The organism is Bradyrhizobium sp. HKCCYLRH3061, from assembly GCF_051168015.1.
Lineage (GTDB): Bacteria > Pseudomonadota > Alphaproteobacteria > Rhizobiales > Xanthobacteraceae > Bradyrhizobium.
The window spans coordinates 316,700-337,737 of sequence record NZ_JBNPUE010000004.1; the positions used below are offsets into that span (position 1 = coordinate 316,700).

Sequence of the window (21,038 nt, forward strand, 5' to 3'; positions counted from 1 at the left end):
GCAAAGGCGCCCGGCAGGACAGCCCTGCGAAGCACGCTGTCGCGCGCCGTGCCCACCATCGTCCAGCACGGCCGCGGCGAGACGGTGAGCACGGCGCCACCACGAGCGCGCGTGAGGCGAGGGCGCGACAGCGCCTTTGCCTACCCTACGGTTCGCCCGTGGGCGCAGCTACTCGCGCGGCTGCACGATTTCGATGTTGTCCTGCCCGCGCGAGCCATCGTCGAGCGATGACTTCACCAGACCGGCCTCGACGCGTTTCGCGAATTCGGTCGTGCCGCCGCTCGCCAGCTCCCTGGCCTGGCTGATCCATTGTTCGCGCTCGATCCGTCCTGCGAACGCCAGATACGAGCCGACCCATTTGGCGTGCTCGGCGGTCCAGGCCGCGATCTGCGCGAAATGCCAGATGCCGAGGCCGTGCAGCCGCGCCTCGTTCTGCTTGCCGATGCCCTTGATCAGCTTGAGATCGTCGGCCTGGCCGCCGCGCGGCGCGACGAGCCCGAGCGGGCGGGCGCCGCCATGGGCGTCTTCGTTCTCGACGGGCGGCATCAGCGCCGGCAGGTGGGCCAGGAGGTAGCTCGCCTCGTCCTCGCTCAGCGGCGTGTCGGCGTGTTCGTCGATGGTGATCGCGCCGGACTTCACCGCGCTGGAATGCGCGGTGTCGAGGCCGGCCGCGAGCAGCTTGGCCTGCGCGATCCAATGCTCGCGCTCGATGCGGCCGGGGAAGGCCATGTGATGGCCGACCCAGTCGGCATGCGCGGGCGACCACGCCGCGATCTGGCTGAAATGATGCACGCCGATGTCGTTCAGGATGCGCTCGTTCTTGGGTCCGATGCCCTTGATGAGCTTGAGATCGTCCGCGGCGCCTTCGGGGGCGGGCAGGGCCGGCGGTCTGTCGTCGGCCGCGGCCGGGCTCTCCGGGGCCGCTGATGCGGCAACCTCGGCTGCGAGCCGTTCCGCCTCGGCGTCGGCGGCGAGGCGATCGGCTTCCGCCCGTGCGGCCGCTTCGGCGGCCAGGCGATCGGCCTCGGCCTTGGCGGTCGCTTCGGCCGCGAGACGCTGGGCTTCCGCCGCGGCCTTCGCAACGGCCTCCGCCGCAAGACGGTCCGCTTCGGCTTTCGCCGCTGCTTCGGCGGCCAAGCGTTCAGCTTCGGCCTTTGCAGCCGCTTCTGCCGCAACACGATCGGCCTCTGCTTTCGCGGCGGCTTCCGCAGCGAGGCGGTCGGATTCGGCTTTCGCGGCGGCCTCCGCAGCAAGGCGATCGGACTCGGCCTTCGCCACCGCCTCGGCAGCGAGACGTTCGGCTTCGGCCTTCGCTGCGGCTTCAGCCGCCAGACGATCAGCCTCGGCCCTTGCCGCGGCTTCCGCGGCGAGCCGCTCAGCCTCGGCCTTTGCGGCCGTTTCGGCGGCCAGCCGCTCTGCCTCCGCCCTTGCAGCGGCTTCGGCCGCAACACGTTCGGCTTCAGCCTTTGCGGCAGCTTCAGTGGCGAGGCGGTCGGCCTCGACGCTGGCTGCAGCTTGCGAAGCCGGGGAAGGGCTGTCCGCCCAAGGACGAGCCGCCGCGGTTGCGCCGGCGAACGCGACGCTGTTTCCAGGACCGCCCGGCGACATCGCACTGGTGTCACCCAGCCCGACATATTCCTTGAGCTGTCCGCCGATCAGGCAGCCGAGCACATAGGCGCCGACCATCAGCAGGCCGACCTCGAGCCACAGGCCGGCACGTCCGGGCAGCACGCTCAGCAGCGCCATCAGGATCCCGATGACAAGGGCGAGCGTCGCCGGCAGCAGCCAGCTTCTCAGCCAGTCCGGCCGCGGCTCGTCCGACCAGGTGCGCCAGCCGACGAAGCCGCCGATGCCGGCGGCGAGGATGATCCAGAACGGAAATGTCGCAAGGTCGTACATCATGATGTCAGCGCCTCACTTGACGACGAATTCGATGCGGCGGTTCTGCGCGCGGCCTTCGGCCGTGTCGTTGGAGGCGACCGGCTTGTTCTGGCCGTAGCCCTCCGAGGTCATGCGCGAGGTGTCGATACCGGCGTCGCCGATATAGCCGACCACCGCCGCCGCCCGGCGCTTGGAGAGGTCCATGTTGTCAGCTTCGTCCCCGACATTGTCGGTGTGGCCCTCGATCGCGATCTCGGCGTCCTTGCAGCGCTGCGCAACCTCGATCAGGTGGTCGAGCAGCGCCAGCGAGGCGCGGCTCAGCTCGGCGCTGCCGGTGCTGAAGCGGATGCGGCCCTTGGCGAGCAGCCCGTTGAACGCCGGCTGGCACTCCGCGACCGCCAATGGTGGGCCTTCCGGCTTGAGGCCGATCTTGACGTCGTCGAGCTTGAAGCCGCTGCCGACCGCGTCGGCCAGCTCCTTGCGGACCTGCTCGGCCGACTTGTCGTAGATGGCGAGCCCGTCGACCGTGATCGCCGCATCCTTCGCCGTCAGCGCGCCGGACCACAGCCGCGCCAGCGCCGGGAACGTCGCCTTCAGCGACTGCACGTAATCCTTTGGCGCACCGTCGCCGATCTTCAGGCCGTCCTCGACCGTCTCGGTGATGAAGGTCGTCGTGGCGGCGTCGACGAGATCGCGGCGGGCGGCGTCATCAGGCACATAGCCGCTCAGCAGGACACGGCCGTCCTGCTTCTGCAGTCCGAACGCGTAGGGCGAGACCGGGCCGTCGCGGACGTCGATGGATGCGAGCGCGAACGGCGCGGGCAGGGCGCCGGCCAGTTGCTCGCGCACGGTCGCGCCGGTGACATTGGCGAGTCCCACGCCCCTGAGCGAGACCTGAGTGTCGTTGATCTCGGCCCGCCCCTGCGCAAGCCTGGCGAGCTGCTGCAGCAGGCTCGCGCTCGCTTTGGCAACGTCGCCATCGGGGGCGCCGCGGGCGATGCCGATCTGGCTCTTGATCGGCTTGCCGTCGAACTGTCCGCTGGCAGAGGCCAGCATCGCCTCGCGGGCGGTCGCGCTCGGCGCGAGACCTGTGAGGCTCAGGCCGGTGCCGTCGAACTCCGCCGACCAGCGATAGGGCTTGATCTCCGGCGGCAGAATGTCGGCCTTGGCCAAGGTCAGCCCGGCCGGCAGCTTGCCGACGCCGGCCATCGTTTCGTCGTAGGCGGCGGTCGAGGGTGCTTCGCCCGAGATCGCGTAGGTGGCGTCGGAGATGACGACCCGGCCCGTGCTCAGCCTGGCGAGCTCCGCAAGCGCATAGGAGGCGTAGGCATCGAAATCGCCGTCAAGCGCGCCGCGCGCGATCTGCATCTGATGCATCACCGACGTGCCGGGCCAGGCCTTGATCGCGGCGGCCTCGAGCGCGCGCCTGATGTCGTCGTTCGGGACGACGCCGGACATCACCAGCGTGTTGCCCTCGCGGACCGCGCTCCAGATGAAGGGCTTTGCCTCCGGCGGCAGGATCGCCATTTTGTCGAGCACGGCGCCGCCCGGCAGCTGCCGCGTCGCGGCGACGGCGGCCTCGTAGACGTCCGATGAGGCGGCGACGCCTGCGATCGAATAGGCCTTGTCCGCGAGCGCGAACGTGCCGCCATTGAGCTTGGCGGCCTGGACCGCTCCGTGGCTTGCGATGGCCGCGAAGTCGGCCGGAGCTCCCAGTGCATAGGAGAGGCGATCGACCACCTCACCGCCGGACGAACGGACGGCATTGAGCACGGCATTGCGAACGGCGGGCGTCGGCACCGCGCCTTCGAGCACGAGCTGGCCGCCGTTTCGCGTGGCGCGGAAAGCATAGGGCTTCGGTGTCGGCAGCTTGTCGTAGGTGCCGTCGACGAGCCGGACGCCATTGACCGTGGCGGCGTCTGCCAGTTTCGTCGACTGGTCGGGACTGAACTCCGGCCCTGCGATGCGAACGTCGCGGCCCGCGACCGAGACCTTGAGCGCCGCGGCCGTATCGGGGGCGGCGGCGGCAATGGCGGCGCGGGCCCGCGGCGCAATGTCGTCCTCGACATCAGCCGTCTTGAAGCTCATGGCGGCGAGCCACAGCACGGCAACAGCGATCAGTCCCGCCCACCATTTCGATGGTTGATGCATGTGAGAGCCCCTCGTTTCCCCACCTGCGCCCGGTTCACCCGGATCGTTCCGTTGTTATGAACCACGTGCCAAGCCTATCAGAACAGCTCCCGGAGACCAGCCGTCGGCACGTTGTGTGTTTCAATATGCACAAGCTGCAGGAGCGTCGCCGTCTGCGAGCTTCGCACCGCACCTGATCGTCCTCAGGGTGCGATCAAAGTGTGACCGTTCGACGACGAACATCGCAGGCGCGCAGCCTTCGCGGCGGCGCCGCTCGCATCACTCTTCCAGCGCCCGGCGCAGGCGGCGGATGATGACGCCGCGGGCGCGGTCGTCGGCGGCCTGCTCGATCCGCTCGTGGATGTCGAGCAGCAGGCCCGACATGTCGTTGTGCCAGTCCAGCCGGGTGACCGCCTCCGGCGCCAGCCGTCGCCGGCGTGCGACGTCGAGCGGCGTCGGCACCGCGGTCGTCAGCTCGTAGACGTCGTCGAGCAGGGGGGAGAACACTTTCGCGGTCGGCACGATGCGCTCGGCGACGCGTGCTGCCAGCGCCGTGATCGCGGCCTCCTCGCCATGGGACAGGAAAAGGCCGCGCGCGATCGGACGGCGGGCCGCGATCCAGCGGGCGATCTCGGCGGCGTCGGCGTGGCCGGAATAGTCGTCCATCATGCGGATGCGCGCCGCGACCTTGATCTCCTCGCCCTGGATGCGCACCGCCTTGACGCCGTCCTGCAGGAAGCGCCCCAGCGTGCCGTTGGCCTGGTAGCCGACCAGCAGCACGGTGGCGCGGTTGTTCCACAGCCAGCGCTTGAGATGGTGCCGGATGCGACCGGCATCGCACATGCCGCTGGCGGCGATGATGATGTGGAAGCCGGTCAGCTTGGCGATCGCCTTGCTTTCATCGACGGTCTCGGTGAAGCGCAGATGCGACGACGACAGCAGACGGCCGACATCGCTGCCGCCGTCGAGGCTCTCGGTATGCGCGCGGAACACCTCGGTGGCGTGGATCGCAAGCGGCGAATCCAGGAACACCGGTGCGGCCGGAATCTCGCCGCGCTCCATCAGGCCGACCAGATCGACGATCAGCTCCTGCGTCCGTTCGACCGCGAAGGCCGGGATCAATAGCGCGCCCTTGGCTGCTGCCGCGTCGCGCACCTCGCCGGCCAGACGGCCGCGGCGCAGCTCCGGCGTGGTCGGCTCGCGAATGCGGTCGCCATAGGTGGCTTCCGAGATCACGTAGTCGAAGCCCTCGGGCGCTTTCGGGTCCGGCTGCAGCAGCTTGGCGTCGGGCCCGACGTCGCCGGAGGCGAGCAGCCGCAGCGGCGCGCCGTCGGCGCCTTGTCCTGCGAATTCGATCTCGATCGAGGCCGAGCCCAGCAGATGCCCGGCATTCCAGTAGCGGGCGCGAACGCCCGGCACGATGTCGGTCCAGGTCTCATAGGCGACCGGCTGAAAGTATTGCATCGCCGCGATGGCGTCGGCCTGGGTATAGATCGGGCTGACCTCGCCGCGGCCGCGCGCGATGTTGCGGCGGTTCAGCGCCAGCACCTCCTGCTCCTGGATGTTGCCGGCATCGGGCAGCATCCATGAGCAGAGATCGATGGTGCCGCGGGTGGCGAAGATCTTGCCGTCGAAGCCCATGCGCACCAGCTTCGGCAGCAGGCCGCTATGGTCGATATGCGCATGCGTCAGCAGCACCGCGTCGATGTCGGCGGGACGGAACGGAAAGTCGCCGTAGTTGAGCTCCTTCAGCGTCTTCTGTCCCTGGAACAGGCCGCAATCGATCAGGAACTGGCTCTTGCCGCTCCGCACCAGACAGCACGACCCGGTCACGGTATGCGCGGCCCCGCAGAAGCGAACGGTCACACTCATGCGGCGGTCTCCCGAGAACTCTGGATCGACGATTGCTGACGGTTCATCACGAACGACCATTCGCGCCGTCGGCGAAGCCATAGCCGTGGTTGGCGGCGGCTGCGGCTGCGGCCAGATCATGCTCCGACGGATCGCAGGTGAACACGCGATAAAGTGGCTCACCCTGGTCGACGCGATCGCCGATCTTCTTGAACAGCATGATCCCGGAGCCCTTGTTCACCGGCGCGCCGGCGGTACGCGCCAGGCGATTGAGCCGCAGGCAGTCGATCGCGGAGACGATGCCGTCGTGCTCGGCCTTGACGTCGAAGGCGAGATCGCCGAGCTCGCTGCGGCATTCCGGTGGCCCCTGGGCATCGATGATCTTCAGCATCTGCCTGAGCGCCGCGCCGCTGTCGAGCAGCTCGCGCGCCCTGTTATAGCCGGCGCCGCCGCGCAGCTTCGGATCATATTCGAGCAGATGCGCGGCGAGCCGCAGCGACTTCTCGCGCAGGTCCGCAGGCGCCGACGGCTCGTTGCCCAGCACCGCCATCACGTCACGCGCCTCCAGCACGGGGCCGATGCCGTTGCCGATCGGCTGGCGGCCGTCGGTCGTGATCACCTCGACCTTGAGCCCGAACCGGTCGCCGACGAATTCGAACAGCTTGCGCAGCCGCATCGCCTCCGCGCCGCTGGTGAGCTTGGCGGTCGGCCCGACCGGCAGGTCGAGCAGCAGATGCGTCGAGCCGGCGGCCAGCTTCTTCGACAGGATCGAGGCGACCATCTGCTCACGGGTGTCGAGGCTGAGCGGGCGCTCGACCGAGATCAGGACGTCGTCGGCCGGCGACAGATTGACGTGGCCGCCCCAGATCATGCAGCCATTGCAGGCCGCAACGATCGACTTCATCTCGTCGGCGCCGACATTCACCCGCGCCAGCACCTCCATCGTATCGGCGGTGCCGGCCGGCGAGGTGATCGCGCGCGACGAGGTTTTTGGAATGGTCAGGCCGTGGGCGGCGACGATCGGCACCACCACCATCGAGGTGCGGTTGCCGGGGATGCCGCCGATGCAGTGCTTGTCGACCACGACCGGCTCGGGCCATTTCAACTGCGTGCCGGCATTGGCCATCGCGCGGGTCAGCGCCAGCAGCTCGCCGGAGCTCATGAAGCTGGCTGAGCCGATCAGGAAGGCGGCGATCTCCATGTCCGAGTAGCGGTAGTGGGCGAGGTCGTCGATCACGGCCGCGATCGCCTGGTCGCTCAGGGTCTCGCCGCGGATCTTGGCACGCACCGCTTCCAGGCTCTCGGGCGGGGTCGCCGGCGACACCGTCGCCAGCGTGCCGGCGGCTTCCGCGAAGCGCCGCATCGCCGGCTCCGACAGGCCGATCTCGTCGGGGCCGACCAGCGCATCGTCGTCGGTGATCAGGAGGGTCGCCAGCAGCGTCCGCGAGTTGCAGCGCAGCTCGACGCGGCTGAAGCCGCGGAAGACCTCGGGCCGCAACGCCTTCGAGCGTCGGGAGATCACGACCACGTTCTCGCGGCCGGTGTCGAGCGCGACGCTGCGGATCTTGAGCTGGGGACGGGCGGAATCTGTTGTGCTCATGGCGGCCAAGATACCCCTTAAGCCCGTCCACGCCATGGCCGTTGACGCAGATCATGCGGCCGGCCTCCCCCGGGGCCGACCGAATTTTTTCTCAATATGTCCGGGCAAGGGCCGAGCTCGGCGATCGCCGGGCCGGCCTGCCGAAGGCGTGGCAAGCAGAAATAAAGCTCAATCAATCCAAATGTTTGCGGATCAGTCGGCGGCGCGGCTGCGTGCCGGATCAGAGAGCAAGGGCGGGGCCGGGGGCCGGCGCGGCGGGCCCGCCAGGTACCTGATCGGGTTAACTGATTGTTCAAGCGGATGACCGAGGGTTTTCGCTGGGGCGTCCGTCCCGGCCTGCGCGCGCCGTTCCGGCGCGATCCCATGATCGAGCCCGACCGGAGAGGTAGATGCGGCAGTTGATTGCGAGCTTCCTGAAGAATCAGGCTGGCGCGACCTCGATCGAATACGCCATCATTGCCGGTGGATTGAGCATCGTGATCCTGGCGGCCGTGAATGGCCTGGGCTCGGGGCTGAGCAGCAAGTTCACCGCGATCAACACCTCGATCAAGTAGCCGGCCGGTCACGCCGCCGGCGCGATCAGGTCAGCGCGCACCGTCCGACAAATCACAGGCGTCGTGACCCGCACGACGCCTGCCGCATTTCGCCCCATCCCCCGCGACGCGCCGCTCGTCTCCACGAACGAAGCTTCCGGCGGGGGCATCGCCGGAAGCTCGTCGAGCAGTCAGAGGTTCAATGGCCCAGCTTCAAAAGTTGCGCTGGGCACGCAGCAGCATGCTCACCGTGTCCTGATCCTTGAGCTGGTAGGTCGCGGCCGGCTTGGCCGTGCTCGTGACGGCCGGAGCAATGGCCGTGCCCGAGAATTTCTGGTCGAGGTGGCTGTAGGTCACGTCGGCCGAGAAGGTCAGGCCCTTGACCGGCGTCCAGCGGGTGATGAGGCCGACCTGTCCGAGATTGAAGTCGGGATTGCAGGTCGAGCCCGCCGTGAGCATGCCGGTGGCGGCAATGCCGGCGCAGACGAGGGCCGAGCCCGTCTGACCATACTTCACCTGGGCGTAGGCGCCGTACAGCGCCGTATTCCAGCGCGGATCCCAATTGTGGGTGAACGCGCCGCGCATGCCCCAGGTCTGCACGGTCGACAGGCCCGTGCCGGTGCCGAACACCGCGTCGCCGACGCCGGCGAAGCCGATGCTCTGATAGGCGCCGGCCACGCCCGTGCTGCCGTACATCGAATAGGTCGTGTTGGCGAGGCTCTGGAAGTTGTAGCGGCTCGCGCCGTCGGTGTAGACCGCCTGCAGGTTGACGACGTCGCCCGGACCGGTGGGGATGTTCTTGATGGACAGCGCCAGTTGCGCGGCCCAGCCCCATTTGTCGGAGGGGTGACCCGAGGTCTCGGCCGCACCGTAATAGGCGGCATGATTGTCATGCGCGGCGAACGATGCCTGGAAGAGGCCCCAGGCCTGGTCGACGCGAACCATGCCGATGATGTCGGGCGCGACGGTGCCGCCGAAGGCGCTCGAGCCGTAGTTGCCACCGAGCACGCCGGCCGCGGTGATGCCGGAGGTGTTCCAGATGTTGGTGGTGAAGAACTGCGTCTGGTCTTCCAGCGAGATCGCGGCGGTGATGCCCTGGCCGAAATCGGCGGTGTAGGTGAACTGGTTGACGCCGTTGTTGGAGCCGCTGCCGCCGACCAGGCCGTCGAAATTGTTGCCGGGATAATTGGTCCAGGGCGCGTCGAAGGTCGACACCGCCTTGCCCATCGTGAAGCCGGCGAACTGGATGAAGGCGTAGTAGACGCCGACGATGCCGCCCGAGATGGCGTCGCCGGTGTAGGACGTCGCGCCGGCGCCGGTGCCGCCGTAGGAGCCCGAGGTCCAGTTCAGCACGGTTTCGAAGTAGGTGCGCACCACGCCATATTCGGTCGCGGTGCGTGTATCGATGTTCAGATCCTGGCGCGAGCGAGTCTGGTAGCGATTGCTCAGGCGGTTGTCGGCGCCGGCCTGCCCCGAATAGGCGCCACCATAGTTGCTGTTGGTCCACAGCGCGGTCTCGGCACGCAGATAGCCGCCGAGCTTGATGCAGGTGTCGGTGCCGGGAATGTAGTAGAAGCCCGTGCCGTAGAGCGAGCACACCTTCACATATTCGACGGCCTTGGCCTTCAGCGGAAGGTCCGCGGCCTGAGCCGCAGCGGCGGACAGTATCACTGCTCCCGTTCCGAGAAGCAGGCCCCTCAACGTCTTCATTTCCGTTTCTCCGGTTGACGGCGATGCACACGGCCCCCCGCGTGTCGCCTCTGGCTTCGCCAGATTGCCGCTCTCACACCTCTGATTCCGACGACGGCTCGATCGGCGCGACCGGCGGAATGGTTGAATGAAGTGTGCATGAGCCAATTTCGATTTGATGAATGTGCTCTGCCTTGTTCGAAGCCCACTCGATCGTCGTTAACACGCTGCTCGCACGCACCAGCATCGACGCAGTGACGCCGCGGTTTTGGCCTCGCGGTGTCGATTTGTTAATGGTGATAATCGTGAATAGGCTAGATGGGAATCCCGAACAATCCCGGGCGCTCAGCGCAAACTGCGCACGTCATTGTGCTTCCGCGGCGCCGTCGGTGACGCGCGAAGATTCTCAGGCCACACGTGAAATATCAACGGCGGTTGGGCTCGACGTGCATCGACGCTCGGTGTGACGTCGCTGCTACCAACCCGCGTGCATCGTAATCCGCCGCGCGCGACATTGCGTCCAGCGTGACGCCGCTGCGCCAGCGCTTGACGAAGTCGAGAAAGACCTGCAGCGGCATCGGCGGTTGCCGGCGGCTCGGATGGTACAGGAACAGTCCGGGCGTCGCGTAGCGCCAGCCGGGCAGCAGCCGCATCAGCCGTCCTTCGGCCAGATGCGACTCGATCATCGGCTCGACCAGATAAGCAACGCCGATGCCGTCGAGCGCGGCATTCAGCGCGAGATCGAAGTCGTTGACGATAAGAGAGCCGTCCACGGCAATCTCGGTGCGCTCGCCGCCCTTTTCGAAGATCCAGGGCTGCAGCGTATCGTCGGCAGGGACCCGATGCCGGATGCAGTTATGGGCCTGGAGATCCTCGGGAACGGCCGGCGCGGGATGCGCCGCGAGATAGCCGGGGGCAGCAACCGCAACGAAGCTGCACTCGTCGAACACGCGGATGACCTTCATGTCGCGCTCCACCCGGTGTCCGGATCTGATGCCGGCATCAAAGCGATTGCGCACGATGTCACTGTTGGTGTCGTCGACAGCCAGTTCGATATGGATGTCCGGGTATTCGGCCAGGAACGACCTGATCAGGGGCCCGAGCCCTCTCACGGCGAACACACGCGATACGGTCAGGCGCAGGGTGCCCATCGGCTTGTCGCGGAACGCGTTGATGCTCTCGATGGCCTGGTCGACCCGTTCGAGAATCGGCTGGATCTCCGCCAGCAGGCGCTCGCCGGCCTCGGTGAGGGCCACGCTGCGCGTCGTCCGGTTGAACAGCCTGACGTCCAGCCGCTCCTCGAGGCTCTTGATGGTCTGGCTGATGGTCGGCAAGGAGCAGCCGAGATGAGCGGCCGCCTTGGTGAAGCTCAACGAATCCGCGACGGCTGCGAAAGCGGAGAGCTCGGACAGCTGAACCCGTGCCATCGCTAGGCGTACTGCGCCCGGCGTTGGTCCGCATCGTGCTGAAACATCCACATCCCCTTGATACGCCGCGTCGTGCGGCTGGGACGACTTCGCCAGCGTCGTCCCGACCGATCAGGCACATCGATCTTCCGTCAGGAAGCTGACGCCCGGATCACCATCCCGCGGGGCAGAGCTAGGCGCGACGTGATCATTCCGCAAGCATCCAAGTGATGTCGAAACGATCACGAATCCGCGCCTGATCGCCGGATCGCCATCGCCGGATCGACTTACCTGACCAACGCAGATATTTCCTGCGCCAATCGGAACGCGGTGGCGCCACACGCGGTGGCGAACCCGCGGCAACACTCGGAACTCGCCGCCGAGCGATCGTGATGCACAGGATCGGTACGCCGTGCGAAGGTTCGGAGGTCGCTCTCAACTGGCCTTGCGCGAGCGTGCGGTGGTCCGCGCGGTCTTGTCCGACTTCTTCGGCTCCTCGGCTTTCTTCGGCTCGTCCTTGGCCTTCTTGCCGCTGATCGGCAGCAGCATCTCGCGCTGGCCTTCGACGCGCTTCTTCGGCTTCTTGGCCTTGGCCTTCGGCGCGGGGGCGGCCGCGGCGGGCGCCTTGTCACCCTCGCCGGCAAGGCTGCGCTTCAGGGCGTCCATCAGGTTGATGACGTTGCCGCTCGACTTCGGCGCGGTCTTGGCGGCGATCGTCACGCCGCTGCGCTTCTTGTTGATGAGCTCGATCAGCGCGGCCTCGTAGTGATCCTCGAAGGTCTCCGGCTGGAAGTCGGCCGATTTCTTCTCGACGATGTGCTTGGCGAGATCCAGCATGTCGCCGGTGATCTTCACATCCTGGATGTCGTCGAAATACTCGTCCTCGCTGCGCACCTCGTAGGGGTAGCGCAGCAGCGTTCCCATCAGGCCCTTGCCGAGCGGCTCCAGCGCGATGATGTGCTCGCGGTTGGTCAGCACGACGCGGCCGATCGCGACCTTGTCCATGCTGCGGATGGTCTCGCGAATGACCGCGAAGGCATCATGGCCGACCTTGCCGTCGGGCACGAGGTAATAGGGGCGGATCAGATAGCGGCTGTCGATGTCGGTGCGCGGCACGAACTCGTCGATCTCGATCGTGTGCGTCGATTCCAGCGCGATGTCGTCGAGCTCGTCCTTGGTGACCTCGATGTAGGTGTCGGTGTCGACCTTGTAGCCCTTGACGATGTCGTCGCTGGCGACTTCCTCGCCGGTCTCGGCGTCGACCCTGCTGTATTTGATGCGGTGGCCGGTCTTGCGGTTGATCTGGTTGAAGGAGACCTTCTCGGACTCGGACGTCGCCGGATAGAGCGCGACCGGACAGGTCACGAGCGACAGGCGCAGAAAACCCTTCCAATTGGCGCGCGGGGCCATTCCTCAACTCCACTCAACTGCAAACTGACGGGCGTGCTCCCCCGGGACCGGGCTGCTGCGGACATAGTTGTCGGTAGCTGCCGCGAGGATAACACCGCAGGCCCCGGATTCAACAAGCGTAGCTGCAGATTCTGAGAGCGGCGTTAACTGGTCGCAGCCGTGTCCGTCCCGGAACATCATCTGGCGGTCGACGTTGCCAACGGGAGCAAGTGAGGGAGCGCGATACCGCGCTCGATATCGAACAGCAGCGAGCTGAGGGCGCCATGGCAACAAGACGAGGGTCGCAGATCGTCGAAACTCCAACCGAAGCGCGGCAGGGCGAGCCCGGCCCGTCGGTCCTCGCGATGCTGGCCATCTCCACGGGGCTGGCACTGCTGGTCCTGGGCCTCGTGTGGTTCGTGTTCTTCCACACCTGAGAGGCACATCGCGAGGTCGGCCGGCTGCGTGACGCCGCGGCCGACGCCCTTCGCCTGGTCACGAAATCCAGCCCGGCCATTCCCATGGCCGGGCTTTTCATCGTGGTGTCCCGGAGCTTATATCCGCCCCAATTCTGTCGGCCCCTGCCGGCGGTCCCGATCGAGATGACCAAAAAGTAACCTGGTCGCTCGGGTTCCGTTCATGCACGGTTCACGGCCTTCCGGTTCATCTTGAGGGCGGAAATCGTGCAGTTCAGCTTTGGAGGCAAGCGTGCGTCTGCTCGTTGTCGAGGACGATCCGGATCTCAACCGTCAGCTCACCACGGCCCTGAGCGACGCCGGCTACGTCGTGGACCGTGCGTTCGATGGGGAGGAAGGGCACTATCTGGGCGACAGCGAGCCCTATGACGCTGTCGTGCTGGATATCGGCCTGCCCAAGATGGACGGCATCTCGGTGCTGGAGGCGTGGCGGCGCAATGGCCGGGCGATGCCGGTCCTGATTCTCACCGCGCGCGACCGCTGGAGCGACAAGGTCCAGGGCTTCGACGCCGGCGCCGACGACTACGTTGCCAAGCCCTTCCACCTCGAGGAGGTGCTGGCGCGCATCCGCGCGTTGCTGCGCCGCTCGGCCGGCCACGCCCAGAGCGAGCTGACCTGCGGGCCGGTCACCCTGGACACCCGCACCGGCAAGGTCAGCGTGTCGGGCAACCCCGTCAAGATGACCTCACATGAATACCGCCTGCTGTCCTATCTGATGCATCATTCCGGCCGCGTCGTCTCGCGCAGCGAGCTGGTCGAGCATCTCTACGACCAGGACTTCGACCGCGACTCGAACACCATCGAGGTGTTCGTCGGCCGCATCAGGAAGAAGCTCGACTGCGACGTCATCCAGACCGTGCGCGGCCTCGGCTATCTGCTGACCCCGCCGCCGGCCGCAGGCGCCTGATCCGTTTCCGGAGCCAGCCATTCGCGGTGGCCGGGCGCCGGCCGTTTCGCTAGTTTGCGGTCATGCGCCAGAGCTCACTTGCCACCCGGTTGTTCCTGTCCGCGACCGCGTGGCTCGTGGTCATTCTCGCCATCACCGGCATCGTGCTGTCCTCGGTGTATCGCAACGCGACCGAGCGCGCCTTCGATCGCCGGCTCAATCTCTATCTGCGCACCCTGATCGCCGAGGTCGCCACCCCCGACGATCCGCCGGACCGCCAATTCCAGTCATTGGGCGAGCCACTGTTCGAGCTGCCGCTGTCCGGCTGGTACTGGCAGATCACCCGTACCGACGCCGAGAAGCCGGAGGTACGGGCCTCGCGCTCGCTGTGGGACAAGAAGCTGCCCAAGCTGGAGGAGCAGGGGATCGAGCTGACGGCGGCCGGGATCCGGATCGGCTATGTCGAGGGGCCGGAGAACCAGGACCTGCGCATGGTCGAGCGCCCGGTGGATCTCGGCTCCGACGGCAAGTTCCTGGTCAGCGTCGCAGGCGATGCCTCGGAGATCTTCGACGAGACCCGCAGCTTCGACTACTACCTCGGCGGCACCTTCACCGCGCTCGGGATCGTGCTGCTGCTCACGACCATCTTCCAGGTCCGCTATGGCCTCGCGCCGCTGAAACGCATCTCCGAATCGATCGCCGACATCCGGTCCGGGCGCGCCGAGCGGCTGGAAGGGGAGTTCCCGGTGGAGATCGCGCCGCTGGCCCGCGAGACCAATGCCCTGATCGATGCCAATCGCGAGATCGTCGAGCGGGCGCGCACGCATGTCGGCAATCTCGCCCATGCCATCAAGACGCCGCTCTCGGTCATCGTGAATGAAGCGGCGACCCATGCGGCGGACCCGTTCGCCGCCAAGGTGATGGAGCAGGCGGACGTCATGCGCGACCAGGTCGCCCACCACCTCGAGCGGGCGCGGATCGCCGCGCGCGTCACCATCGTGTCCACCGTGACCGAGGTGGCGCCGGCCATCGAGGCGCTGCGCCGCACCATGGAAAAGATCTACCGCGACCGCGGCATCGTGGTCGCGGCGACCGCCGATCCCGCGGCGAGATTTCGTGGCGAGCGCCAGGATCTGGAGGAGATGGTCGGCAATCTGGTCGACAATGCCTGCAAATGGGCGACCTCGCGAGTCTCGGTCGAGCTCACCGTGGAGCCGCCGGCCCAGTCCGGGGCCTCGCCGATGCTGCGGATCGTGGTCGATGACGATGGCCGTGGCCTCTCGGCCGCCGAGCGTGCCCAGGTGCTGCGGCGCGGCCAGCGGCTGGACGAATCCAAGCCGGGGTCGGGGCTCGGGCTGTCGATCGTCACCGATCTGGCCGCGCTCTATGGCGGCCGCCTGACCCTGGGCGATGCCCCGACCGGGGGACTGCGGGCGGAGCTGAGATTGCCCGGCGTTTGACGGGGCGGCGAATTTCGCCATCCTAAAGGTGTTCTTAATACCGCGGACCGTATGGTCCGGGCAGGGGTGCGCGATGTGCGCTCTCGCCGTGGAAATTTGCACGCCGGCGCATGGGTCAGACAGCTCACGAGCGGTTAAGGGAATATCTCGGGCAGCTGCCGCCGAACGCGCAGTCGCTCCTGATGCGCGAATTCGAGCGCGCCATCGAGCGTGGCCAGGACGTCGCCGTGGCGACCCTGGTGCTCGAGCAGTTGCGCAAGGTGGTGCGGCCCGTCGCGCCGCCGGCTCCCGCTCCAACATTGGATCCCGTGCGTCCCCAACCCGCCATCGAGGTCGCTCGTCCGCCGGCCCGCGAGGAGCGCCGCCAGAGTGGCGATGGCCCGCGTCGGCTGTTCCGGCCGCTCGACCCGTTCCTCACCGATTCCACTGGTCCTCTCCGTCCCGGCCAGATCCGCCGTGCCTCGCTGTTGCCGGTCTGGCAGTGGCTCGGCCGCGAAGGCGCGCCGGAGCGCTACGCCGAATTCGAGGCCGCGATGTCGGTCGCCGGCGACAGTTCGCGCGAGGTCGAGATGGCCGCACGCAAGCTGCAGCGCGCCGCCGCCGAGGCGCTGATGAACCTCGTCGGCCCCAACGCGACCGGCGACCGCCAGCGCGCGCTCGCCCGCATCGGCGCACCCAGCGTGATCGAGGATCTGCTGCCGATCGGGCTGGTGCTGCAGAATCGCGAGGCGCTCGACGGCCTCAACGGCCGGCTGCCCGGCATCATCCGCGTGCTCGGCGATTCGCAGATTGCCTCCGTCACCGAAGCCATCAACGTGCCGTCACTGCAGACGCCCTCGATGCTGCCGTTCGCACTGTCGCTGGTGATGCAGCGGCTCGCCGCGCCCTGGCAGATCATCCGGCTCGCCACCAAGATCGCGGCATCGGACGATGAGATCCGCGTGGCGGCGACCCCGTTCGGCGTCGCCGTCACCATCGCGCTCAACGATCTCGCCGGCCTCGCCTCGGTGCTGCGCGCCGACATCCGGCGCGGTCATTTCTCCAATCTCGGCGATACGCTGAAGACGCTGCATGACGGCGTTCGCGGCCTGCGCACCGAGCTCGACCTGCGCTCGGAATCGAATTGGGGCAAGCAGCTCACCGCGATCCGCGCCGACATCTCCAATGCCCTGCAATCGGAGATCGACAGCGTGCCGGGCCGCGTCCGCCGCATCCTGCGCCAGCGCGCCGACAAGGACATTCCGGCCGGCGCCGGCGTCGACGGCGGCGAGGTCGAGGAGGTGGCGGCGCTGATCGAGTTCGTCGCGGTCTGCCGCAACTATGCCAGCGAGCTCGCGATCAACGAGGTGACGCTGCGGACCTATTCCGATCTGCAGCAATATGTCGAGAAGGCCACCGAAGCGTTGGTGCAGTCGCTGCGCTCGGGCGACGCGCGGGCGCGCGCCTATCGGCAGTCGCAGGTGTCGGCGGCGATCCGCTTCTGTCACGTCCTGTTCGGCAACGACTACGCCCAATTGATGAGCAGGGCGGCCGAGAACGCGATGAACGGCGAGCGAAAATCCTCGCGCGCCGGTTGAGATTTTCTGCTAGTCTGTCCACGTTTTGATTTTTGCAATTTCAGGTTGACCCCGCCCCGGGGCCACGCATAGGTTCCCGCAGGTTCCATCCGTTTTCATCAAGACCATGATTTCCGTCATCAACTTCGTCGAGGTCGAGAACCGCGTCGTGCGCGCGACCTATCGCAACCTCATGATCAAGGCCAAGGTCGTGCTCGTCGACAAGACGAGCGGGGCGCCACTCCCCGATCCCGTCACCACCATCGCCTCTCCGGTCCCGGTCGGGTCGCTGCGGATCAGGCTCACCGACCATGTCCGGCCGGGGACCTATTTCCTGGTGGCCCTGAACGGGCACGGCAGCTATCTCGCCAAGAGCGCCGAGTTCGAGGTCCCCTAATTACGTAATTGTCCTGAGTTTTTCGGCTCGGACGGCTGGGCTACCACGGCGGCAAATGTGAATTGCCGCCGGGAACGGTGCTGGTTAAAAGCGGCGCGAGGCGCGCCTGCCGGTAGGCGCTGACTGGAACCCTGTCCGATGACTCTCTGGTTCGTGTTCGCCGTGATGACGGCCGCGGCGATCTTCGCCGTCCTGCTGCCGCTCGGGCTGGGCGCGCGGGCCGCGTCGGACGGGCGCGAGGTCGCCGTCTACAAGGACCAGCTGGCGGAGATCGAGCGCGACGTCGAAACCGGGCTGATCGGCAAGGTCGAGGCGGAAGCCGCGCGGGTCGAGATCAGCCGCCGCCTTCTGGCCGCGGCCGACCAGGAGGACGAGGCTGCGGTGAAGCCGAGCCTCGGTCTGCGCCGCGCGTCGGCGGTGCTGGCGCTGATCGGCGTGCCGATCGTGGCGCTCGCGGTCTACCTCCCGCTCGGCTCGCCGCAACTGCCGGATTTCCCGCTCACCGCCCGCGCGGCGCCCAACGGGACGCAGCCGCTGGAAACGCTGGTGGCGCAGGTCGAGCAGCACCTGCAGAAGAACCCGACCGACGGCCGCGGCTGGACCGTGCTCGCCCCGGTGCTGGCGCGGCTCGGCCGCACCGATGACGCGATTCGGGCCTATCGCAACATGATCACCTACGCCGGCGACGGTGCGGCCAAGCGCGCCGATCTCGGCGAGATGATCACCGCGGCCGCCGGCGGCGTCGTCACCGCCGAGGCCAAGGCGGAGTTCGAGCGCGCCCATGCGCTCGAGGCCGACGAGCCGAAGTCGAACTACTATCTCGGCCTCTCTGCCGAGCAGGACGGCCGCAAGGACGAGGCGGGCGCGATCTGGCGGGCGATGCTGGGCAAGGCGCCGGCGGATGCGCCGTGGCGGCCGCTGGTGACGGCGGCGCTGGCCCGCGTCGGCGGCGGCGAGGTGCCGGCGCTGCCGAGCGAGACGGTCGCCGCGGCCAAGGACATGAGCGCAGGCGATCGCGAGACGATGATCCGCGGCATGGTCGACCGGCTGGCGGCGCGGCTGAAGCAGAATGGCGACGACGTCGAGGGCTGGCTGCGGCTGGTGCGCGCCTATGTCGTGATGGGCGATCTCGACAAGGCCAAGGGCGCGCTGTCGGATGCGCGGCAGGCGGTGTCCGGCGACGCCGAGCGGTTGCGGCAGCTCAACGAGGGCGTGAAGACTTTCGGCTTGGATGGATGAGCGGCGCTTCCGCCGCCAACGGGATCAAGGGATGACACGCAAGCAGAGGCGTTTGACGATCATCGGCGGGGCGCTGTTCGTGCTCGCGGTCGCGGCCGGGCTGGTGCTGAATGCGCTGCGCGACTCCATCGTGTTCTTCTCGACTCCCACCATGGTGGCGGAGAAGCATATCGGCCCGGGCAAGCGCTTCCGGCTCGGCGGCCTGGTGCAGCCGGGCTCGCTGAAGAAGGGCGACGATCTCGCCGTGACGTTCGAAGTGGCCGATGGCGGCGCCAAGCTGCCGGTCGCCTACAAGGGCATTCTGCCGGATCTGTTCCGCGAAGGGCAGGGCGTCGTCGCCGAGGGCGCGCTCGATGCCGCCGGCGTGTTCAAGGCCGACACCGTGCTCGCCAAGCATGACGAGACCTACATGCCGAAGGAAGTCGCCGATGCCCTGAAGAAGCAGGGCCATTGGAAGGACGATTACGGCAAACCCGGCGCGGCGGCCAAGCCAGCCGGCGCAGCCACGCCAAGCCCGGTGTCGATGCGCGAAGGCGCCGAGAAGACGGCGGCAGGAGCGACGCAGTGATTGCAGAGAGCGGACATTACGCCCTGGTGCTGGCGCTCGCGCTGGCGCTGATCCAGTCCACCGTGCCGATGCTCGGCGCGCATCAACGTGACATCGCCCTGATGAATGTCGGCCGCTCGGCCGCGCTGGCGCAATTGCTGTTCGCCGGTCTCTCCTTCATCGCGCTGGTCACCCTGCACGTGACCTCGGATTTCTCCGTCGCCAACGTGTTCGAGAACTCGCACTCGATGAAGCCGCTGCTCTACAAGATCACGGGCGTCTGGGGCAACCACGAAGGCTCGATGCTCTTGTGGGTGTCGATCCTGGCGCTGTTCGGCGCCATGGTCGCGATGTTCGGCAACAACCTGCCGCTGTCCTTGCGCGCCCGCGTGCTCGCGGTGCAGGCCTGGGTGGCGACCGCGTTCTATCTGTTCATCCTGACCACCTCGAACCCGTTCGCCCGCCTCGCCAACCCGCCGATCGAGGGCCGCGACCTCAATCCCGTCTTGCAGGACATCGGCCTCGCGGTGCACCCGCCGATGCTCTATCTCGGCTATGTCGGCTTCTCGATCTCGTTCTCGTTCGCGATCGCGGCCCTGCTCGAAGGCCGCATCGATGCCGCCTGGGCGCGCTGGGTGCGGCCGTGGACCCTGATGGCCTGGATCTTCCTGACGCTCGGCATCGCCATGGGCTCGTACTGGGCCTATTACGAGCTCGGCTGGGGCGGCTGGTGGTTCTGGGACCCGGTCGAGAACGCCTCGCTGATGCCCTGGCTCGCGGGCACCGCGCTGTTGCATTCCGCCGTCGTCATGGAGAAGCGCAACGCGCTCAAGGTCTGGACCATCCTGCTGTCGATCCTGACCTTCTCGCTGTCTCTGCTCGGCACCTTCCTGGTGCGCTCCGGCGTCATCACCTCGGTCCATGCCTTCGCCAGCGATCCGACGCGCGGCGTGTTCATCCTCGGCATCCTCGTGCTGTTCATCGGCGGCAGCCTCACGCTGTTCGCCGGCCGCGCCACCGCGCTGAAGCAGGGCGGGCTGTTCGCGCCGATCTCGCGCGAGGGCGCGCTGGTCTTGAACAACCTGCTGCTCACCGTGTCCTGCGCCACCGTGCTGTTCGGCACGCTGTACCCGGTGATCATGGAGGCGCTCGACTTCAAGCTCTCGGTCGGCGCGCCGTTCTACAACATCACCTTCGGCCCCTTGTTCGCGCTGCTCTTGCTGATGGTGCCGTTCGGCCCGATGCTGGCGTGGAAGCGCGGCGACCTCGTCGCGGCGACGCAGCGGCTGCTCGCGGCCGGCGTCACCGCGCTGGTGGCGATCGCGATCGTCTGGGCCTGGGCGCGCGGGGGCAGCGCGCTGGCGCCGCTTGGCATCGGCCTCGGCGTGTTCGTCATCACCGGCTCGGTCGTCGATCTGGTCGAGCGCAGCGGCGTGGCCCGCGTGCCGTTCAAGACCGCGCTGCACCGGACCCGCGGCCTGCCGCGGTCGGTGTGGGGCACCGCCTTCGCCCATGCCGGCCTCGGCGTCGCGCTGCTCGGCATCGTCTGCGAGACCACCTGGAACAGCGAGCTGATCTCGACCTTGCGTCCGGGCGACGTCCGCAATCTCGCCGGCTACCAGATCAAGTTCGACGGCATGAGCCAGCGCCAGGGCCCGAACTTCAGCGAGGTCGTCAGCACCTTCGTCATCAGCCAGGACGGCCGGCAGCTCAGCGTCCTGACGCCGAGCAAGCGCAGCTTCGCCACCCGCGGCATGTCGACGACGGAAGCCGCGCTGATGACAGGCGGCGTCAGCCAGCTCTACGTCTCGCTCGGCGATGCCACCGCCGACGGCGGGCTGGCCGTGCGCATCTATCACAAGCCGCTGGTGCTGCTGATCTGGTTCGGTCCGGTGCTGATGGCGTTCGGCGGCCTGCTGTCGCTGTCCGACCGGCGCCTGCGCGTCGGCGCGCCGCGGCCGGCGCGTGCGGCGCGCGCGCTGCAGCCGGCGGAGTAGG

At 67.6% G+C, this 21,038-nt stretch carries 16 protein-coding genes; 9 read left to right on the top strand and 7 right to left on the bottom strand.

Annotation, left to right across the window (positions count from 1 at the left end):
• Positions 1–168: 168 nt before the first annotated feature.
• From ACQR2C_RS10775 to ACQR2C_RS10790, 4 genes are all read right to left on the bottom strand, one after another.
• Positions 169–1,902, bottom strand: coding sequence for a cell envelope biogenesis protein TolA (locus tag ACQR2C_RS10775; protein ID WP_434881084.1), 1,734 nt, complete (start codon positions 1,900–1,902; stop codon positions 169–171).
• 12 nt (positions 1,903–1,914) lie between these two features.
• A complete protein-coding gene (locus ACQR2C_RS10780) occupies positions 1,915–4,032 on the bottom strand; it encodes an OmpA family protein (protein WP_434881085.1) in 2,118 nt (705 codons plus the stop codon).
• A 258-nt stretch (positions 4,033–4,290) separates the two neighbouring features.
• Positions 4,291–5,883: an MBL fold metallo-hydrolase RNA specificity domain-containing protein gene (locus tag ACQR2C_RS10785; protein WP_434881086.1), complete on the bottom strand. Its 1,593-nt coding sequence runs from the start codon at positions 5,881–5,883 to the stop codon at positions 4,291–4,293.
• A 46-nt stretch (positions 5,884–5,929) separates the two neighbouring features.
• Positions 5,930–7,462, bottom strand: coding sequence for a thymidine phosphorylase family protein (locus ACQR2C_RS10790; protein ID WP_316218084.1), 1,533 nt, complete (start codon positions 7,460–7,462; stop codon positions 5,930–5,932).
• A gap of 389 nt (positions 7,463–7,851) precedes the next feature.
• On the opposite strand from ACQR2C_RS10790, the gene ACQR2C_RS10795 reads away from it, so the two are divergent.
• A complete protein-coding gene (locus tag ACQR2C_RS10795; RefSeq protein WP_315716136.1) occupies positions 7,852–8,016 on the top strand; it encodes a Flp family type IVb pilin in 165 nt (54 codons plus the stop codon).
• 192 nt (positions 8,017–8,208) lie between these two features.
• Here the strand turns inward: ACQR2C_RS10795 and ACQR2C_RS10800 are convergent, their stop codons facing one another.
• From ACQR2C_RS10800 to ACQR2C_RS10810, 3 genes are all read right to left on the bottom strand, one after another.
• Entirely contained in the window at positions 8,209–9,705 is a 1,497-nt protein-coding gene (locus tag ACQR2C_RS10800) for a porin (protein WP_434872447.1), read from the bottom strand.
• 404 nt (positions 9,706–10,109) lie between these two features.
• Positions 10,110–11,111 (bottom strand): LysR family transcriptional regulator, encoded by a 1,002-nt coding sequence (locus tag ACQR2C_RS10805; RefSeq protein WP_315804192.1) that lies wholly within the window; start codon positions 11,109–11,111, stop codon positions 10,110–10,112.
• 414 nt (positions 11,112–11,525) lie between these two features.
• Entirely contained in the window at positions 11,526–12,500 is a 975-nt protein-coding gene (locus tag ACQR2C_RS10810) for a Ku protein (protein WP_315804191.1), read from the bottom strand.
• A gap of 263 nt (positions 12,501–12,763) precedes the next feature.
• Here ACQR2C_RS10810 and ACQR2C_RS10815 point away from each other — a divergent pair, with 263 nt between their 5' ends.
• From ACQR2C_RS10815 to ACQR2C_RS10850, 8 genes are all read left to right on the top strand, one after another.
• Positions 12,764–12,916: a hypothetical protein gene (locus ACQR2C_RS10815; protein WP_009027687.1), complete on the top strand. Its 153-nt coding sequence runs from the start codon at positions 12,764–12,766 to the stop codon at positions 12,914–12,916.
• Between the two features lie 271 nt (positions 12,917–13,187).
• Positions 13,188–13,862, top strand: a complete 675-nt coding sequence (locus tag ACQR2C_RS10820; RefSeq protein WP_006614547.1) for a response regulator transcription factor — start codon at positions 13,188–13,190, stop codon at positions 13,860–13,862.
• Positions 13,863–13,924: 62 nt separating this feature from the next.
• Complete coding sequence (locus tag ACQR2C_RS10825; RefSeq protein ID WP_316218081.1) at positions 13,925–15,301, top strand: sensor histidine kinase; 1,377 nt, start codon at positions 13,925–13,927, stop codon at positions 15,299–15,301.
• 110 nt (positions 15,302–15,411) lie between these two features.
• The gene (locus ACQR2C_RS10830) at positions 15,412–16,878 is read left to right on the top strand and encodes a hypothetical protein (RefSeq protein ID WP_315804189.1); all 1,467 of its coding nucleotides are present in this window, start codon (positions 15,412–15,414) and stop codon (positions 16,876–16,878) included.
• A gap of 106 nt (positions 16,879–16,984) precedes the next feature.
• Positions 16,985–17,254 (top strand): hypothetical protein, encoded by a 270-nt coding sequence (locus tag ACQR2C_RS10835; RefSeq protein ID WP_315804188.1) that lies wholly within the window; start codon positions 16,985–16,987, stop codon positions 17,252–17,254.
• 138 nt (positions 17,255–17,392) lie between these two features.
• The gene (ccmI, locus tag ACQR2C_RS10840; RefSeq protein ID WP_434881087.1) at positions 17,393–18,493 is read left to right on the top strand and encodes a c-type cytochrome biogenesis protein CcmI; all 1,101 of its coding nucleotides are present in this window, start codon (positions 17,393–17,395) and stop codon (positions 18,491–18,493) included.
• 31 nt (positions 18,494–18,524) lie between these two features.
• Complete coding sequence (gene ccmE, locus ACQR2C_RS10845; RefSeq protein WP_434881088.1) at positions 18,525–19,061, top strand: cytochrome c maturation protein CcmE; 537 nt, start codon at positions 18,525–18,527, stop codon at positions 19,059–19,061.
• Positions 19,058–21,037 carry a heme lyase CcmF/NrfE family subunit gene (locus ACQR2C_RS10850; protein ID WP_434881089.1) on the top strand — a complete coding sequence of 660 codons (1,980 nt, stop codon included), beginning with the start codon at positions 19,058–19,060 and terminating at the stop codon, positions 21,035–21,037. The genes ccmE and ACQR2C_RS10850 overlap by 4 nt, the downstream gene beginning before the upstream one ends.
• The last annotated feature ends 1 nt before the right edge of the window (position 21,038 follow it).

Bases quoted from the DNA above. Each gene is read 5' to 3' on its own strand.
- ACQR2C_RS10830 (WP_315804189.1), top strand. From the start codon at position 15,412: ATGGGTCAGACAGCTCACGAGCGGTTAAGGGAATATCTCGGGCAGCTG.
- ACQR2C_RS10815 (WP_009027687.1), top strand. From the start codon at position 12,764: ATGGCAACAAGACGAGGGTCGCAGATCGTCGAAACTCCAACCGAAGCG.
- ccmI (WP_434881087.1), top strand. From the start codon at position 17,393: ATGACTCTCTGGTTCGTGTTCGCCGTGATGACGGCCGCGGCGATCTTC.
- ACQR2C_RS10800 (WP_434872447.1), bottom strand. From the start codon at position 9,705: ATGAAGACGTTGAGGGGCCTGCTTCTCGGAACGGGAGCAGTGATACTG.
- ACQR2C_RS10835 (WP_315804188.1), top strand. From the start codon at position 16,985: ATGATTTCCGTCATCAACTTCGTCGAGGTCGAGAACCGCGTCGTGCGC.
- ACQR2C_RS10795 (WP_315716136.1), top strand. From the start codon at position 7,852: ATGCGGCAGTTGATTGCGAGCTTCCTGAAGAATCAGGCTGGCGCGACC.
- ccmE (WP_434881088.1), top strand. From the start codon at position 18,525: ATGACACGCAAGCAGAGGCGTTTGACGATCATCGGCGGGGCGCTGTTC.
- ACQR2C_RS10775 (WP_434881084.1), bottom strand. From the start codon at position 1,902: ATGATGTACGACCTTGCGACATTTCCGTTCTGGATCATCCTCGCCGCC.
- ACQR2C_RS10805 (WP_315804192.1), bottom strand. From the start codon at position 11,111: ATGGCACGGGTTCAGCTGTCCGAGCTCTCCGCTTTCGCAGCCGTCGCG.
- ACQR2C_RS10810 (WP_315804191.1), bottom strand. From the start codon at position 12,500: ATGGCCCCGCGCGCCAATTGGAAGGGTTTTCTGCGCCTGTCGCTCGTG.
- ACQR2C_RS10790 (WP_316218084.1), bottom strand. From the start codon at position 7,462: ATGAGCACAACAGATTCCGCCCGTCCCCAGCTCAAGATCCGCAGCGTC.
- ACQR2C_RS10780 (WP_434881085.1), bottom strand. From the start codon at position 4,032: ATGCATCAACCATCGAAATGGTGGGCGGGACTGATCGCTGTTGCCGTG.
- ACQR2C_RS10785 (WP_434881086.1), bottom strand. From the start codon at position 5,883: ATGAGTGTGACCGTTCGCTTCTGCGGGGCCGCGCATACCGTGACCGGG.
- ACQR2C_RS10825 (WP_316218081.1), top strand. From the start codon at position 13,925: ATGCGCCAGAGCTCACTTGCCACCCGGTTGTTCCTGTCCGCGACCGCG.